General features: G+C 62.3%; 12 protein-coding genes. All 12 read left to right on the forward strand.

Annotated elements, in window-relative coordinates:
* The first annotated feature begins 512 nt into the window (after positions 1-512).
* The 12 genes from glgA to H096_RS02140 all read left to right on the forward strand — a co-directional run bounded on the left by glgA (position 513) and on the right by H096_RS02140 (position 17,937).
* Entirely contained in the window at positions 513-2,066 is a 1,554-nt protein-coding gene (glgA, locus tag H096_RS02085; RefSeq protein WP_082461370.1) for a glycogen synthase GlgA, read from the forward strand.
* A gap of 20 nt (positions 2,067-2,086) precedes the next feature.
* Complete coding sequence (gene treZ, locus H096_RS02090; RefSeq protein WP_033896519.1) at positions 2,087-3,832, forward strand: malto-oligosyltrehalose trehalohydrolase; 1,746 nt, start codon at positions 2,087-2,089, stop codon at positions 3,830-3,832.
* Positions 3,829-5,913, forward strand: a complete 2,085-nt coding sequence (malQ, locus tag H096_RS02095; protein ID WP_033896520.1) for a 4-alpha-glucanotransferase — start codon at positions 3,829-3,831, stop codon at positions 5,911-5,913. Before treZ ends, malQ begins: the two co-directional genes overlap by 4 nt.
* Positions 5,910-8,645, forward strand: coding sequence for a malto-oligosyltrehalose synthase (locus H096_RS02100; RefSeq protein ID WP_033896522.1), 2,736 nt, complete (start codon positions 5,910-5,912; stop codon positions 8,643-8,645). Before malQ ends, H096_RS02100 begins: the two co-directional genes overlap by 4 nt.
* Before the next feature lie 24 nt (positions 8,646-8,669).
* On the forward strand, positions 8,670-8,942 hold the full coding sequence (locus H096_RS02105; RefSeq protein WP_033896523.1) for a DUF2934 domain-containing protein: 273 nt from the start codon (positions 8,670-8,672) through the stop codon (positions 8,940-8,942).
* 119 nt (positions 8,943-9,061) lie between these two features.
* On the forward strand, positions 9,062-11,221 hold the full coding sequence (gene glgX / locus H096_RS02110) for a glycogen debranching protein GlgX (RefSeq protein ID WP_033896524.1): 2,160 nt from the start codon (positions 9,062-9,064) through the stop codon (positions 11,219-11,221).
* A 1-nt stretch (position 11,222) separates the two neighbouring features.
* A complete protein-coding gene (locus H096_RS02115; RefSeq protein WP_033896525.1) occupies positions 11,223-12,221 on the forward strand; it encodes an acyl-CoA dehydrogenase in 999 nt (332 codons plus the stop codon).
* Positions 12,218-12,976 carry a PIG-L family deacetylase gene (locus H096_RS02120; protein ID WP_033896527.1) on the forward strand — a complete coding sequence of 253 codons (759 nt, stop codon included), beginning with the start codon at positions 12,218-12,220 and terminating at the stop codon, positions 12,974-12,976. Before H096_RS02115 ends, H096_RS02120 begins: the two co-directional genes overlap by 4 nt.
* Positions 12,973-13,572, forward strand: a complete 600-nt coding sequence (locus tag H096_RS02125; protein WP_033896528.1) for an SAM-dependent methyltransferase — start codon at positions 12,973-12,975, stop codon at positions 13,570-13,572. Before H096_RS02120 ends, H096_RS02125 begins: the two co-directional genes overlap by 4 nt.
* Positions 13,569-14,228, forward strand: a complete 660-nt coding sequence (locus tag H096_RS02130) for a glycosyltransferase (protein ID WP_033896529.1) — start codon at positions 13,569-13,571, stop codon at positions 14,226-14,228. The genes H096_RS02125 and H096_RS02130 overlap by 4 nt, the downstream gene beginning before the upstream one ends.
* Positions 14,229-14,407: 179 nt before the next feature.
* Positions 14,408-15,169 carry a PIG-L family deacetylase gene (locus tag H096_RS02135; RefSeq protein ID WP_033896531.1) on the forward strand — a complete coding sequence of 254 codons (762 nt, stop codon included), beginning with the start codon at positions 14,408-14,410 and terminating at the stop codon, positions 15,167-15,169.
* Positions 15,170-15,417: 248 nt separating this feature from the next.
* The gene (locus tag H096_RS02140) at positions 15,418-17,937 is read left to right on the forward strand and encodes an autotransporter domain-containing protein (RefSeq protein WP_033896532.1); all 2,520 of its coding nucleotides are present in this window, start codon (positions 15,418-15,420) and stop codon (positions 17,935-17,937) included.
* Positions 17,938-18,036: the final 99 nt, after the last annotated feature.

Consider the following 18,036-nt stretch of genomic DNA (forward strand, 5'->3'; position numbering starts at 1 on the left):
CGGAGCATTCGCACTTTTTTGGCGAGCGGGCTTGTTGTGGCGAGCGGGCTTGCCCCGCGTTGGAGCGCGAAGCGCTCCCAAATAACCAATCGCGAATAAGCGGGGCCGCTACGCAGCCCAACGCGGGGCAAGCCCGCTCGCCACAGGAAGCTTGCTCGCCACAGACCCCGCGTCAACCTGACATAAAGTTACAAGTTTTTTGTCCTACAAAATTTCCGTAGAAAGCCTACAAGCTCTAGGATCTGTCCTAGACTCATGACCGATGGGTCCGTTCGAAAACAAAAACCCCGCAAAAAATCGAAACTTTCCAACTCTGCCGTAGGTCCAGTTTTAAGGTAAGGCGAGCACCCGCGGTTCACGCGAAATGCCCGTCCATCCAATCTTTTTTGGCTAACCGTGCAACTGGCATACGCCTTGCCAGTTTGTACAGTGCTTGTGCGCCTGGCCGCAGGATGTGGCCATCGGAGCTAATGGCAGCGGGCCATTAGCCGACCAACATGTGGGAGAGAACTATGATCAGTGCCGCTGTAGATATTCAGGGAGAGCGTGTCAGTCAGCCGGTAGGGGGACCTTCGTTGGTCGACCTGCCCACCACTGTGCGGCCGATCGTGAGTCAGAATCCTAATCGCAAGAAAGTCCTGTTCGTGACCTCCGAATTTGCCGATCTGGTGAAAACCGGCGGCCTGGGCGATGTGTCCGCGGCCCTGCCCCGCGCCATGGCCCACCTGCACGATGTGCGGGTGCTGATTCCCGGTTACCCCCAGGTGATGGAAAGCGATAACCCGATCCATATCATCGGCGAGCTGGGTGGCCACGCCGCGCTGCCGCCGTGCAAGATCGGGCGCATGGACCTCAAAGACGGCCTGGTCATTTATGTGTTGATCTGCCCCGAATTGTACGAGCGTGAAGGCACGCCCTACGGCGCCAATAACGGCCGCGACTGGCCGGACAACCATATCCGTTTCGCCCGCCTGGGCCTGGCTGCCGCCGACATGGCCGCCAACCTCGCGCAGATCCACTGGTGCCCGGACCTGGTGCACGCCCACGACTGGCCCGCTGGCCTGGCGCCGGCGTATATGCACTGGCGTGGGTCACGCACGCCGACGCTGTTCACCATTCATAACCTGGCCTATCAGGGCGTGATCAGTTTGGCTTCCACGCCGGAACTGGGCATTCCACCCCACGCCCTGCAGCAGGAAGGCATGGAGTTCTACGGCAAGATGTCGTACCTCAAGGCCGGCATGGCGTATTCCAGCCACATCACCACGGTGAGCGCCACCTACGCCCGGGAAATCACCACCCCGGAATTCGGCTGCGGCCTGGATGGCTTTCTTGCCAGCAAGACCCAGCAAGGCTTGCTCAGCGGCATTCCCAACGGCATTGAAGACAGCTGGGAAACCTCCACCGACCCGCACCTGACCCACAACTTCAACATCGGCGACTGGGAAGGCAAAGCGGTAAACGCCAGCCAGGTGCGCGAGCTGTTCGGCCTGAATGAATCCACCGGCCCGCTGTTCGCCGTGGTCTCGCGCCTGGTGTTCCAGAAAGGCCTGGACCTGACCGAAGCCGTCGCCAGCTTTATCGTCGAGCAAGGTGGGCAGATCGCAATCATCGGTCGCGGCGAGCCGGAAGAAGAAAACGTTATGCGTGAATTGGCGCTGCGTTTCCCCGGCCAGATCGGTGTGCGCATCGGCTTCAACGAGACCGACGCACGGCGCATGTTCGCTGGCAGTGACTTTTTGCTCATGCCGTCGCGCTACGAGCCGTGCGGCCTGAGCCAGATGTACGCCCAGCGCTTCGGCTCGCTGCCCGTCGCGCGCAATACCGGTGGCTTGGCTGACACCATCGAAAATGGCGTGACCGGCTTTCTGTTCAATGAGTCCACGGTCGACAGCTACAAAGAAGCCTTGAGCCGCGCGTTCAAGGTGTTTGCCTACCCTGGCCTGCTCAATGCCATGCGCTGCCGGGCGATGACGCAACCGTTCAACTGGAGCCAGGCGGTGGAACCCTACGCCGAGCTGTATGAGCAACTTGTGGCCAAGGCCTTGGGGAAATCCGCTAAATAATCAACGGGAGGTCTCTATAGATGCCGTTACGGACTCTGGAAACCTGGCCCCACGGCGCAATCATGCTGGACGCGCAACACACGCGTTTTGCCTTGTGGGCGCCAGACGCGTTTTATGTCAGCGTTGAATTGGAAAATGGCAAGTCCGTCGCCATGCTGCCCCAGGCAGATGGCTGGTTTGAAACCGAAATAGCGTGCCCGGCGGGCACGCGCTACCGCTTCAATATCGATGGGGAGATGGATGTTCCCGACCCTGCCTCCAGGGCACAGGCCTCGGATGTGCATGGCTGGAGCCTGGTGGTCGACCCCCTCGTTTATCAATGGCGCCACAGCCAGTGGCAGGGCCGTCCCTGGCACGAAGCCGTCATCTATGAACTGCACGTCGGCGCGATGGGTGGCTATGCCGGCGTCGAGAAGCACCTGCCGCGCCTGGCCGAGCTGGGCGTGACCGCGATTGAATTGATGCCGCTCGCGCAGTTCCCCGGCGAACGCAACTGGGGCTATGACGGTGTCCTGCCCTACGCGCCCCAAGCCTCCTACGGCACGCCCGATCAACTCAAGCACCTGATCGACAGCGCCCACGAACAGGGCCTGGCGGTGATTCTCGATGTGGTCTACAACCACTTCGGCCCCGACGGCAACTACCTCGGCCAATACGCCAAAGGCTTCTTCCAGGAAGACGTGCACACCCCATGGGGCGCCGGTATCGACTTTGACCGGCGTGAAGTGCGGGATTTCTTCCTCGATAACGCCTTGATGTGGCTGCTCGAATACCGTTTTGACGGCCTGCGCCTGGACGCGGTACACGCCATCGACAACCCGGACTTTCTGAAACAACTGGCGCACCGGGTTCGCGAGCAAGTCGACACCGGTCGACACGTCTGGCTGATGCTGGAAAACGAGCTCAATCAGGCCAGCCTCCTGCAGCACGATTTTGACGCGCAATGGAATGATGACTTTCATAACGTCCTGCACGTATTGCTGACCGGCGAAACCGACGCCTACTACAGTGACTTTGCCGAAGAGCCTACCGCCAAACTGGCGCGCTGCCTGGGCGAAGGCTTCATCTACCAGGGGCACACCACCCGGCATGGCCATGAACGCGGCGAACCCAGCGGGCACCTGCCGCCGAGCGCGTTTGTGACGTTTTTGCAGAACCATGACCAGATCGGCAACCGCGCCCTGGGCGAGCGCCTGCATCAACTCTGCTCGCCCCCGGCTTTAGAGGCGGCGACAGCCCTGCTGCTGCTCTCGCCGATGATCCCGATGATGTTCATGGGCGACGAGGTCAACGCCAGCGAACCGTTCCTGTTTTTCACTGACCATCATGGCGAACTGGCGCAAGCCGTGCGCGAAGGTCGGCGTAACGAATTCGCCGACTTTGCTGCGTTCCACGACCCTGAGCGACGTGAACGCATTCCTGACCCCAATGCCCTGGAGACCTTTCAGCAATCGTCCCCGGCCTTTGCAGACCATCCGCATGCCCAGCTCTACCGCCAACTACTGAACCTGCGCCACCAGCATATCGTGCCGCACTTGCCCGGCAGCCTTGCCTTGGGCGCGCAGGTGCTGGCGGAAGGTGCCGTGAGCGCCCGCTGGCACCTGGGCAACGGCAGCCTGTTGCAGATCGATCTCAACCTGAGTGCCGCGCCGCTGGATTACCCGGCGACCGGCGCCGTCCTTTTCGAAACGCCTGCCAACCTCGGCGCCCAGCTGCCGGCGTACAGCGCACGCGTTACCCTATCCCCTGTTGGAGAGCACCCTTGAGCGAAGCGAACCTGGAAATCCTCGCCAGCCGAGCGGGCCTGGCCGTCGATTGGATCGACGCAAACGGCCGCCCGCAACGTGTGAAACCCCACGCCCTGCGCGCCGTTCTCAAAGGCCTGGGCCACCCGGCCGACAGCGATGCCGAGATCGACGCCAGCCTGCTCGAACTGGAACAGGCGCAACACGACAAACACCTGCCACCCTTGATGACCATCGACAGCGGCGAAGGCCTGGACCTGGCCCGTTACTTCGAACCGGACACCCTGTGCCGGGTCAGCCTCGAAGATGGCGAAACCCTCGACTTGCGTCTGGATGGCGACGCCGTATTACCCGGCGTCATCGCCCTCGGTTACCACCAGGTGCGTATCGCCGAGCAGACCTTCACTTTGGCCGTCGCCCCCACCCACTGCTACAGCGTGGCCGAGGCCGTCGACAGTCGCCCCGCCCGCGCCTGGGGCCTCAGCGCGCAACTGTATAGCCTGCGCCGCCTGGGTGATGGCGGCTTTGGCGACACCCTGGCCCTGGAACACTTGGCTCGTTCGGCCGCCGAGCGCGGTGCCGACGCCCTGGCCATCAGCCCGATGCACGCCATGTTCAGCGCCGACACCGAGCGCTACAGCCCGTATTCGCCGTCGAGTCGTTTGTTCCTCAACAGCTTGTACGCCTCGCCCGGTTGCATTCTAGGGGAGCGCGAGGTGCGCAACGCCATCGAAGCCCTCGGTCTGACAGACGAGCTGCACGATCTGGAACAACACAGCCTGATCGACTGGCCGAGAGCCGCCAAGGCCAAGCAGCGTCTAATGCGGGCGCTGTATGAGGACTTCCGCCACGGCCAGCATCCACAACACGCCGACTTCCTGAGTTTCCGCCAAGCCGGTGGTGAAGCGCTGGAAAATCACTGCCGCTTCGAAGCCGTGCAGGCCGTGCGCGCCGCCAAGGGGGAAGACCTCGACTGGCGCCACTGGCCAGAAGACTGGCGCAACCCGCAGAGCCCGACACTCGCAGCATTTGCCGCAGAAAACCCGGATGAGATCGGCTACTTCGCCTTTAGCCAATGGCTGATCGCCCGTTGCCTGGAACGCGCGCAACAAGCGGCCCGTGGCAGCGGCATGGGCGTCGGCTTGATTGCCGACCTGGCCGTGGGCGCTGACGGCGGTGGCAGCCAGGCATGGAGCCGTCAGGACGAGCTGCTCGCGGACCTGACCGTGGGCGCGCCACCCGACATTCTCAATCGCGCAGGTCAGGGCTGGGGCATCTCCGCGTTCTCGCCTGAAGGCCTCAAGCGGAACGGCTTCCGTGCCTTTATCGAAATGCTGCGCGCGAACTTCGCCCATGCCGGTGGCCTGCGTATCGACCATGTGATGGGCCTGCAACGCCTGTGGGTGATCCCCATGGACGCTTCGCCGCGTGAAGGCGCCTACCTGTATTACCCGGTGGAAGATCTGTTGCGCCTGCTGGCCCTGGAATCCCATCACCACCACGCCATCGTGCTCGGTGAAGACCTGGGCACGGTGCCGGACGGCCTGCGCGAAAAACTCATCGCTCGCTCGATCCTCGGCATGCGCGTGTTGCTGTTCGAGCAAAACCACGAGGGCCAATTCAAGCCGATCCTCGACTGGCCGGACAATGCCCTGGCCACCACCAGCACCCACGACTTGCCGACGCTCAACGGCTGGTGGCACAGCCGCGATATCGACTGGAACATCCAGCTCGGCCTGATCGACGCGCCCACCGCGGAGCAATGGAGCGAACACCGCCTGCGCGAACGCCAGGCACTGCGCCAGGCCTTGAGCCAGGACCCGCAGAACTTCGTTGAAGAAATCCGCAATGAAACCGACCACATGATCGACGCCAGCGTGCGCTACCTCGGCCATACCCGTGCGCCGTTGGTGCTGTTGCCGTTGGAAGATGCGCTCGGCGTCGAGGAGCAGGCCAACCTGCCCGGTACCACCGACACCCACCCCAATTGGCGCCGCCGCTTTGTGGGGGAGGCCTCCAGCCTGCTCGACAATGCCGGTGCCGCCCGCCGCCTCGAACTGTTGGCCGTCGCGCGCAACCAAGCCTATGAGCGTGACCGATGAACGCACTGCCCCTGCGCGCGACCCAGCGCCTGCAATTCCATAAAGGTTTTACCCTGGATGACGCGGTGCCGCTGGTGCCCTACTTCGCCCGCCTCGGCATCAGCCACCTCTACGCTTCGCCGCTGCTCAGCGCCCGCGCCGGGTCCATGCACGGCTACGACGTGGTCGACCCCACCCGCGTCAACCCGGAACTGGGGGGCGAAGCTGCCTTGCGCCGCCTGGTTGCCGCCTTGCGTGAACACGAGATGGGCCTGATCCTGGATATCGTCTCCAACCATATGGCCGTCGGTGGTGCGGATAACCCTTGGTGGCTGGACCTGCTGGAATGGGGGCGCATGAGCCCCTACAGCGAGTTCTTCGATATCCAGTGGCATTCACCCGACCCCTTGCTCAAAGGCCAGTTGCTGATGCCGTTCCTCGGCAGCGATTACGGCGAAGCCTTGCAGAGCGGCAGCGTGAGCCTGAAGTTCGATGCCACCCATGGCGCGTTCTATGTTGAGCATTACGAGCATCGCTTTCCGATCTGCCCACGGGACTACGCGACGATCCTGGGCAGCGATGAATTACTCAAGCCATTGTCCGACCGTTTCAGCGCCCTGGCCTATCAGGACGACGCTTACCACGAGGCCGCCTGGCTCAAACAGGCCCTGGCCGAGCGGGCCACTGAGGACGAAGTGCGCCAGGCCATCGACGCACAACTGGCGAGCTTCGACTTCGACCGCCTGCACCAACTGCTTGAACAACAGGCTTACCGCCTCGCCAGCTGGCGCACCGCCGCGGACGATATCAACTGGCGGCGCTTCTTCGATGTCAATGAACTGGGCGGCCTACGCGTAGAACGCACGGCGGTGTTCGAGGCCACCCATGGCAAGATTTTCGAACTGATCAGCGAAGGCTTGGTGGATGGCCTGCGTATCGACCATATCGACGGCCTGGCCGACCCGCGCGGGTATTGCCGCAAGCTGCGGCGCCGGGTGGATTCGTTGTCACCGCAGCGGCATCTGCCGATCTTCGTGGAAAAAATCCTCGGCGAAGGCGAAACCCTGCGCGAAGACTGGCAAGTGGACGGCACCACCGGCTACGAATTCATGAACCAGCTGTCGCTGCTGCAACATCACCCCGACGGCTTTGAGCCATTGGCCCAATTGTGGACCCGTCACAGCGAACGGCCTTCGGCGTTCATCGAGGAGGCGCGGCTGGCACGTCAGCAAATCCTTAACGGTTCCCTCGGCGGCGACTTTGAAAGTGTGGCCCAAGCCCTGCTGCAAGTAGCCCGCGACGATGTGATGACCCGCGACCTGACCCTAGGCGCCATCCGCCGCGCCTTGCAGGAACTGATCGTGCACTTCCCGGTGTACCGCACCTACATCAGCGCACGTGGCCGCAGCGACGCCGACGACCAGGTGTTCCAACACGCCATGGACGGCGCGCGCACCACCTTGGGCGAAGGCGACTGGCCCGTACTCGATCACCTGGAAAAATGGCTGGGCGGCCAGCCCTGGCGCAATCGCCCGGTGGGCCGCGAACGCAAGATCCTCAAGCACGCTTGCGTGCGTTTCCAGCAACTGACCTCCCCCGCTGCCGCCAAGGCCGTGGAAGACACTGCGTTCTATCGCTCGGCGGTATTGCTGTCGCGCAATGACGTGGGCTTCATCACCGAACAGTTCAGCGCGCCATTGGCCGACTTCCATGCCGTCAACCAGCAGCGCTTGCAGACCTTCCCCGACAACCTGCTGGCCACCGCCACCCATGACCACAAGCGCGGCGAGGACACCCGCGCGCGCCTGGCGGTGTTGAGTGAATGCGCGCCGTGGTTTGTTGAGCAGGTGGAACACTGGCGCACCCTGGCCGCCCCGTTACGGACCGACACTGCGCCCTCACCGGGTGATGAATTGATCCTCTATCAAGTCTTGCTCGGCAGTTGGCCGCTGGATCAGGGCACCGACTTTGACGGCTACCAGCAGCGCCTGTGGCAGTGGCAACAAAAGGCCCTGCGCGAAGCCAAGTTGCAGAGCAGCTGGAGCGCGCCCAACGAAGCCTATGAACAAGGTGTCGAAGCATTCCTTTCACGGCTATTGCTCAGTGAAGAAGGCCACGCACTACGCACCGCCATTGGCAATGCCGCTCAGGCGATTGCCCCGGCCGGCGCGCTGAATGGCCTGGCGCAATCCTTGCTTCGCATGACCGTACCGGGTGTACCGGACTTGTACCAGGGCGATGAGTTCTGGGACTTCAGCCTGGTCGACCCGGACAACCGCCGCCCGGTGGATTACAGCGCACGGCAACAGGCGCTGGCGACCCCACCGGACATCGGCGAACTGTTGTTCAACTGGCGCGACGGGCGTATCAAACAGGCGTTGATTGCCCAGGTGCTGGCCTTGCGCAAGGCCCAGCCTGACCTGTTCCGCAGCGGCACCTACACGCCGCTGGAAGTGGTCGGCGCACACGCCGAACGGGTGGTCGCATTCAGCCGCGAACATCACGGTAAACGCTTGCTGATGGTGGTGCCACGCTGGCCCCATTACCTGCTTGAAAACGGTGTGCATCCCCAGATCAACGCGCAGGTTTGGGGCGATACACGGGTGAAATTACCGTTCGCCGCCACAACGCAAAACTGGAAGGGACTTTTTCATACAGGCGCAGTCACACCAGACAAGGAGCTGTTGGTTAGCGCTGCCCTGGGGGATTTCCCGGTCAATGTCTTTATCAATCCTGATGATCAAGAAAGCTGAAAATTTTCTGTGAGGAGCATTGTGATGAGTACTGAAGACAAACGCATACGCGAACTGGCGCATCAGATCTGGGAGTCCGAGGGCAAACCCCATGGTGAAGATGCACGCCACTGGGAGATGGCGCGCAAACTGGCAGAAGCCGAAGCGCTGACGCCGAGCAAGCCCAAGGCAGCCGCCAAGCCCAAGGCCAGCGCCCCAAAGCCGCCGGCGAAAGCCAAACCCGCGGCACCTGCGGCCAGCAAGCCGGCGCCACCGGCCGCTAAAAAACCACCGGCGCCCAAAAAGCCCAAGCCTTGACCCCTCGCCTCTTGTCGGCGCTGTCGGCAAGAGGTGATTTCACCTTCCAGACTCTCAGCTGAAATTTCGTCAGCACGGCCGCGTTCGGCCCGAAAAAAGACCCTTGCAGGAGCAACTCAATGAGCAAACCCGATAAAACCCCTTCGACGCCGGGCAGCGAGCCGTCGCGGATTCGTGAAGGTTTGCCCTTCCCCCTCGGCGCCACCTGGGACGGCCTGGGTGTCAACTTTGCCTTGTTCTCGGCCAACGCGACCAAGGTCGAACTGTGCCTGTTCGATGATTCCGGCGAAGTCGAGCTGGAGCGCATCGAACTGCCCGAATACACCGACGAAACCTTCCATGGCTACCTGCCCGACGCCCATCCAGGGCTGATTTACGGCTATCGCGTATACGGTGCGTATGACCCCGCCAACGGCCACCGTTTCAACCACAACAAATTGCTGATCGACCCCTACGCCAAGCAATTGGTGGGCGAGCTGAAATGGTCCGAGGCGTTGTTCGGCTACACCATCGGCCACCCGGACGACGACCTCAGTTTCGATGAACGCGACAGCGCACCCTTCGTGCCCAAATGCAAAGTCATTGACCCGGCACACACCTGGGGCAACGACCAGCCGGTGCGCGTGCCGTGGGATCGCACCATCATCTACGAGACCCATCTGCGCGGCATCAGCATGCGCCATCCATCCGTCGCTGAATCCGTGCGTGGCACCTGCGCCGGGCTCATGGAAGACGACGTGCTCAAGCACATTCGCCAGTTGGGCATTTCATCAGTCGAATTGCTGCCAGTGCATGCCTTTGTCAATGACCAGCACTTGCTGGAAAAAGGCATGACCAACTACTGGGGCTACAACAGCATCGCGTTTTTCGCGCCAGACCCGCGCTACCTCGCCAGTGGCAAGATCGCCGAGTTCAAGGAGATGGTCGCGCACCTGCATGAGCAGAAGCTCGAAGTGATCCTCGACGTGGTCTACAACCACACCGCTGAAGGTAACGAGCGCGGCCCGACCCTGTCGATGCGCGGTATCGACAACGCTTCGTACTATCGGCTGATGCCGGATGACAAACGCTTCTACATCAACGATTCCGGGACCGGTAACACCCTGGACTTGAGCCATCCGTGCGTACTGCAGATGGTCACCGACTCCCTGCGTTACTGGGCAACCGAGATGCACGTGGACGGTTTCCGCTTCGACCTGGCAACCATTCTTGGCCGCTACCGCGATGGTTTCGACGAACGCCACAGCTTTCTCGTGGCGTGCCGCCAGGACCCGGTGTTGCGCCAGTTAAAAATGATTGCCGAGCCCTGGGACTGCGGCCCTGGCGGCTATCAAGTGGGTAATTTCCCGCCGGGCTGGGTGGAATGGAACGACCGTTTCCGCGACACCGTTCGGGCGTTCTGGAAAGGCGACGACAGCCAGTTGGCCGACTTCGCCGCACGCATGACGGCCTCCGGCGAAATGTTCAACCATCGTGGACGTCGCCCTTACAGCTCGGTGAACTTCATCACCGCCCACGACGGTTTCACCCTGTACGATCTGGTGTCTTACAACGACAAGCACAACGAGGCCAACGACGAAAACAACCAGGACGGCAGCAACAACAACCTGTCCTGGAACCACGGCGTCGAAGGCCCCACCGACGACCCGGACATCAACGCACTGCGCCTGCGCCAGATGCGTAACTTTTTTGCCACGCTGTTGCTGTCTCAAGGCACACCGATGATCGTGGCCGGGGATGAATTCGCTCGCACCCAGCACGGCAACAACAACGCCTACTGTCAGGACAGCGAGATCGGTTGGATCAACTGGGACCTGGACGAAGATGGCAAGGCGCTGCTCAAGTTCGTCAAGCGCTTGATCAAGCTGCGCCTGGCCTACCCGATCCTGCGTCGTGGGCGCTTCCTGGTAGGCGACTACAACGAAGACATCGGTGTGAAGGACGTTACCTGGTTGGCGCCGGATGGCAATGAAATGACTACTGAGCAATGGCAGGACAGCCATGGCCGCTGCCTGGGCATGCTGATGGATGGCCGCGCGCAGGAGACGGGCATTCGCCGGCCCGGCGCGGATGCCACCTTGTTGCTGGTGGTCAACGCCCACCACGACATGGTCAACTTCCGTTTGCCGGCGGTGCCTGAGGGCGAATTCTGGACGTGCATGCTCGACACCAACTCCCCGGCAGTCCGTGGCCAGGAACGCTTTGATTTCGATCATGAGTACGCGGTGACTGGCCGCTCGCTGCTGCTGTTCGAATTGCAGCGTGAAGACGAGGTGTGAAATGGCACTGCATGGATTCCTTCAAGGCTACCGGGGCTATGCGGACACGCAAGCCCTGGGCGCGGCCCTGAAGGCGCTTCAGGAGGAAGGCCTGGACCAACTGCCCTTGCCGGGCAGCGGTCAGACATTGGCGCGGTTCAGCCGCTTGGCACAGGTGGCAGGCCATGACCTGCGCCTGTGCAAGTTGTTCGAAGGCCACACCGACGCCTTGGCGATCATCGCCGAACTCAACAGTCCGTTGCCGCCCTTGGGCAGCATTTGGGGCATGTGGGCGGCGGAGCCACCCACCGCTAAGGTACGCGTCTTCAACGACGGCCAGCGTTTGAAGGTGCAAGGGCGTAAAGCCTGGTGTTCCGGCGCGGCAGTGGTCAGCCATGGCTTACTGACGGCCTGGGACGAAGAAGACCGCCAGCAACTGGTGGCAGTGCCTATGGATCAACCGGGCGTCGTCGTCACGGACGAAGGCTGGAACGCCGTGGGCATGGCCGCCACCGGCAGTGTGGAAATCGTGTTTGACCAGGCCTGGGGGCTGGCCGTGGGCGGACCCGGTGATTACCTGGCTCGGCCCGGATTCTGGCAAGGCGGCATTGGCATTGCTGCCTGCTGGTATGGCGCGGCGCAACGCCTGGCGGAAGTCTTGCGTGAGCAGTGCAGCAAACGCCCCGAACCCCACGCCCTCGCCCACCTCGGCGCAGTCGACAGCGCACTCAACAGCGCCGCCTGTGTACTGCGCGCCAGCGCGGAACAGGTCGATCGAGAACCCAGGGCCAATGCCAGGGAGTTGGCGCAACAGACTCGGGCGTGCATCGAAGACACCGTCGAACAGGTGATGCGCCACGTGGGTCGGGCCGTCGGTGCGGGGCCCTATTGCAAGGATCCGCATTTCGCCCAGTTGATGGCGGACTTGCCGGTGTATATGCGCCAGAGTCACGCCGAACGCGACTTGGCCGGCCTTGGCGAGTTGGTCGCCGGCGAACCCACAGGGAGGTGGCAGTTATGAAACCCAATCCAATCGTTGGCCCAGGCACGCCGCTGCATCGCTGGCAGGCGTCGCCGAAGATGGCCGAGCTGCCGCCGATCAGCGTTGAGCAGTTGGTGCCCGAAGGCTATCGGGCGGTGATCGTCGCCCCCCATCCGGATGATGAAGTGTTGGGGTGTGGTGGTTTGATGCAGGGGCTCGCGGCACTCGGCCGGGCCATCCAGCTGATTTCAGTCACCGATGGCAGCGCCAGTCATCCGGGCTCGCGGCGTTGGCCGGTTGAGCGTTTGAGTGTGGTGCGCCCGCAGGAGTCGGCCCAGGCCCTGCATCGTCTTGGCTTGCCGCTGCACAGCCTGAAATGGCTGCGGGCCGGGTTTGCCGACAGTCAGGTGGCGGCGCGGGAAGATGAACTCGCGGCGTTCATCCAGCGTTACCTCAAACCCACCGACGTGGTGTTTACCACTTGGCGCGAAGATGGGCATTGCGACCACGAAGCCGTCGGTCGTGCCAGCGCCAAGGCAGCCTCGGCTGTAGGCGCAACCCTGTACGAACTGCCGGTATGGACCTGGCACTGGGCAACGCCCGAAGACAACCAAGTGCCCTGGCATCGCGCCCGCAAGATCCCATTGACCTGTGAAGCGGTCGCCCGCAAACGCCACGCCATCCACGCCTTCGCCAGCCAGTTGGAGGGCGACCCGCAGATCGGCCTTGCGCCCGTGCTTGCACCCTATGTAGTGGAACGTCTACTCCAGCCTTTTGAAGTGGTATTCGTATGAGCGTGGCTACACCGTACTTCGACCAATTGTTCGCCAACAACGATGACCCCTGGGCCTTTCGCCAACGCTGGTACGAACGGCGCAAACGCGCGATGACCCTGGCCATACTCACACGACCACGTTATGCCTCGGTATTCGAGCCCGGTTGCGCCAATGGCGAGCTGAGCTTCGAACTGGCGCCCCGCTGTGACCGCCTGTTGTGTTGCGACACGGCTTCGGCCGCTGTTGCCCTGGCGCGCAGTCGTTTGCAGGGCTTTCCCCAGGCTCAGGTGCAGCAAAGCCGTTTGCCCGAACAGTGGCCCACGGGCCGGTTCGAGCTCATTGTATTGAGCGAGCTGTGTTACTACCTCGATGCCGACGACTTGTGCCGGTTGATCGAACGCGTGCGCACCTCGTTGACCGACGACGGCCAGGTGCTGGCCTGCCATTGGCGCCCGCCTATCGAAGGTTGCCCGCAAACGGCCGAGCAGGTGCATGCCCTGCTTCAGGAACGGCTGAATATGCCTCGCGTGACCAGCCACCACGAACACGACTTCCTGCTCGACCTGTGGAGCCGCGACGGCACTTCGGTCGCCACCCTTGAGGGCCTGCGATGATCGGCATTCTGATCCCGGTACACAACGAAGAGGCCCTGCTGGGCGACTGCCTGAGAGCGGCACTGATCGCGGCCAGTCATCCGGGTTTATTCGGCGAAGCCGTGACTGTCTTGGTGGTACTCGACAGTTGCAGCGATGCAAGTGCCGCCATTGCCCAGGCCTATCCCGTGCAATGGCTTGAAGCCCAGGCACGCAATGTCGGGCATGTTCGAGGCGTGGGTGCGCGGCATCTGCTCAACCAGGGCGCCCGCTGGATTTCGTGCACCGATGCCGACAGCCGCGTGGCGCCTGATTGGCTGGTGGCCCAGTTGGCACTGGGGGCCGACGCAGTATGCGGCACCGTCACCGTGGACGCCTGGAGCGAAGGCTTCGACCCGGCTGCGCAGATTCGCTACAACCAGGGTTACGAGGCGCGAGACGGCCATCGACACATCCATGGTGCCAACTTGGGCGTGAGCGCAGGCGCTTATGTGCGCGCGGGTGGGTTCGAGCCACTGGCGTGCCATGAGGATGTGCAACTGGTGCGTAACCTGGAGCTGTGCGGCGCCTCCATCGCCTGGAGCCACAGCCCGCAAGTGATCACCAGTGCGCGCCTGGATGCTCGCGCACAGGGCGGTTTCGGCGATTACTTGAAGAGCCTGATGCACGCCACTTGAAAAAAACGACATTACCGAATGTAAAACCGACCAATCCTTGTCTATGCTGATGACGCCTTGCTGGCGTTCCAGGGTTGGGGCGTCATGCAGCCACTGCGGCGGAGCCTGTGGTGGATAAAAGAGTGTCGTCCCGTCAACGGGCCACGACCCAGCATCAATCGACAAGGATGTGACACCCCATGAAGCTTGCTTCCTTAAGCGACGGCCGTAGCGGCCCTGCGCAAATCTGGAACAGCGCCCCGCAGCTGGCGCAAATTCCCCCGATCACCTCGTCCTCACTGGTGCCGCCTGGCGCACGCGTGGTCATCATCGCGCCCCACCCCGGCGACGAAGTGCTGGCCTGCGGGGGCCTGCTGCAACTGCTCAGTACCTTGGAGCATCCCCTGCAACTCATCTCCATCACGGATGGCAGCGCCAGTCACCCAGGGTCCAACGTCTGGCCGGCCAGCCGCCTGAGCGTGGTGCGGCCCCAGGAAAGCGTCGAGGCCATGCGCCGCCTGGGCATGCCCCTGCACAGTTTGAAGTGGATCCGCGGTGGGTTCTGTGACGACGCCCTCGCCAGCCGCGAGCCGCAACTGAGCCAATTCATTGCACGCTACTTGCTACCGGGCGATGTGGTGTTCAGCACGTGGCGTAACGACGGCAATGACGATCACGACACTGTTGGCCGTGCCAGCGCCAATGCCTGCTGCCTGGTGGGCGCGCAACTGTATGAGCTACCTATCTGGGCCTGGCACTGGCCTGCCCGCGAAGGCGCAATCATCCCCTGGCAACGGGCACGCAAGGTGCGGCTGGACACCTGGACCGTGGCGCGCAAGCTTCACGCCGCCCATGCCTATGCCAGCCAGTTGGCCGGCGACCCGGCCATCGGTCTGGCGCCCATGCTGGCCCAGGTGCTGCTGGAGAGAATGCGCGAACCCTATGAGATCGTGTTGTCGTAGCACCCAACTCGTCCATTCCTGTTAGTTCTCACAGTAGCGGCTCGGGGAATGTGTGGCTAAAGTGAAAAAGCGCTGCACCGGTTCAGGTGCAGTCGAGAAAGCCATGCCAACCCTTTGCATTGGCCGGTGTTTTCAGAAACAGGTAACCCGCTGTCCCTGATCCGTATCGCGCGTCACGTTGTCATGGTCTGGCCCGCACCGGCTTTTGCAGGTGCCGGGGCAACGCTCCCCTCGAACGAGGACGGATCATGCGCGCGCAGACACTCTCCTGGATTTATCTTTTCGCCCTGACGGCATGGCCGCTCGCCTCTAATGGGGCCTGCACCGTAAACATTACCGCCGGCAACGATACCTCCACTTGCACTAGCGCAACGGCGCCGGGTTTTACCGACACAGGCGGCAGTAACACGCTCGACATCACCGCGACGGGGCGGATTTCGGGCAACGTGACCTTTGGTGCCGGCAATGATCTTGTGGACGTGAACGGGCCCAGCGCGGGGATCGATGGCAACCTCGACCAAGGCGACGGCGCCAATATCTTCAGGCTCAACCTCGGAAGTATTACCGGCTCGGTGACACAAGGCGCGGGCACGGACGTTGTGCAGATATCGGGGGGGCAGGCCGGGGCGGTGCGCCAAGGCGTCGGCATCGACAACTTCTCCATGAGCGGCGGCACCCTCTTGCTGCTGGAGCAAGGCGACGGCTTGGACGATTTCTTCATGAGCGGCGGTACGATCACCGGGGCATTCGAAGACGGAGACCGCGCCAAGATGACCGGCGGCAGCATTGGCCGCGTCGATATGAAACTCGATAACAACGTCTTTGATATGTCGGGCGGGCGCATCATCGGCAACCTGGTGACGGGGTTTGGCAACGACACCATCCTGATCTCGGGCACAGCGTTCGTGGGTGGCAATATCAGTGTCAGCGGCGGCGATGATCACGTGACCGTGTCGGGTGGCGAAGTCAACGGGCAGATTCTGCTCAGTTTTGGCGACGACAGCTTCATCTGGACGGGCGGCAACCTGCATTCGTCCGTGCTGATGGGCGCGGGTGACGATACGGCATTGCTGAAAAACCTGGTCAATTCGCAACTGGCGGCAGCACAACTGATCGATGGCGGCCTGGGTAACGATACGCTGACCCTGGACAACACCCAGGCGGGTAACCCGGGCCTGTTCACAAATTGGGAAACCCTGCAGCTGGACAACGGCTCGCAGCTGACATTGGGCGGCACCTTGACCCTGGGTGACAGCGATACAGGCACGGGTGTGCTGAATGTGGATGGCGCCAGTGGCCTTCTGGTCAGTTCAGGGGTGATAGCCCCTTTCACCGCCGGTCAAGCGGTCAATGTCAACAACAGCGGCGTGATCAACATGATCGCAGGCAGTTCAAGCGCCAACGACACCCTGACCATCAATGGCAACTACACCGGTAACGCAGGTGTGCTCGCACTGCAAACAGCACTAGGCAATGACAGTTCTGCCAGCGACAGACTGATCGTCAACCAGGGCGTGATCAACGGCACTACAGCCATCCAAATCACTAACCTGGGAGGCATCGGCGCCGCCACGACTGCGGACGGTATCAGGGTGGTCGACGCACAAAATGGGGCCACCAGCGCCAGCACTGCGTTTTCATTGAACGGGACAGCGGCGGCAGGCCCTTACAACTATTACCTGTATCACGGCGGGGTCAGTGCAGGCACCCAGGACAGTTGGTTCCTGCGCTCGGAAGCCCCCGTGGAAGCGCCGGTTACCCCGCTGCCCGCGCCGGGCAGTCCGCCGTTGCCAACCGCAACGATCCGGCCAGTGCCCTTCATTCGCCAGGAAGTCTCACTCGCTGCAACGATCTACCCGGCGGCCCAGCACCTGGTGCGCAATGCACTCGGGACGTTTCACGAGCGCGTGGGTGAACAAGGCCGGCAGCGAGAAACGGGGGCGTTCCCAACGGGTTGGGCACGGGTCTACGGCGGCAGTAGCCGTCAGGCGTTTGCCGGGGATTTAAGCACCTCACTGGATAGCTCGATCAATGGCTATCAAGTCGGTACGTCCCTTGTATCAAGGACCACCGAGGCCGGAGCTACCCAGCATCTGGGCGTTTTGGCAGGGCAGAGCCGACTGAGGGGCAAGGTCAAAGGGCTCATCGATGGCCAGCCTGACCGGGAAGCCGGCGACACCACCTTACGCGGCGCCAGCCTGGGTCTGTCCGCGACCCACATCTGGCAGAACAATGCGTATGCGGACGTGGTCTTGATGGGCACCCGGTTCAGTGGGAACAACGAGTCGGACCGAGGCATAAAGATGAAGACCCAGGGCCACGATCTGGCGCTGTCGGTAGAGGTCGGTAAACCGTTTGCGATCACCCCGACCTGGAACATCGAACCTCAATTGCAAATGATCTGGAACCGCACCTGGCTCGATAGCCAGAGGGACCTGTTCTCCAAGGTGTCCTATGACGCGGATTCACAGCTCACCGCCCGTGTGGGCGTGCGCGCCAGTGGCAACTACCTCGTGCACAACCTGCCCGTCAGCCCCTACGTTCGGGCAAACGTCTGGCATAGCCCGCAAGGCAAAAGCACGGTGACCTTCAACACCGTGGATTTTGCTACCGAACAAAAATCCACCACGTTGGACCTCAGCCTTGGCGCAACCGCCGCGATTGCACCCGGCGTTGACCTCTACGCAGAAGTGAGCCACAGCCAGAACCTCGATAGCCTTGACCTTAGCGGCACACGGGGCACGCTCGGGTTGAGGGTGGATTTCTAGGCCGGGGTTTGTATCGCAGTGTGTACAGGGCCCGTCGCGATACACCGTCTTTAACTCAACGCACTTCCTGAAACAGGCCAGATACAGCGCAGCGTTCAA

Source organism: Pseudomonas sp. FH1 (assembly GCF_000510895.2).
In the GTDB taxonomy this organism is placed as follows: domain Bacteria; phylum Pseudomonadota; class Gammaproteobacteria; order Pseudomonadales; family Pseudomonadaceae; genus Aquipseudomonas; species Aquipseudomonas azotoformans_A.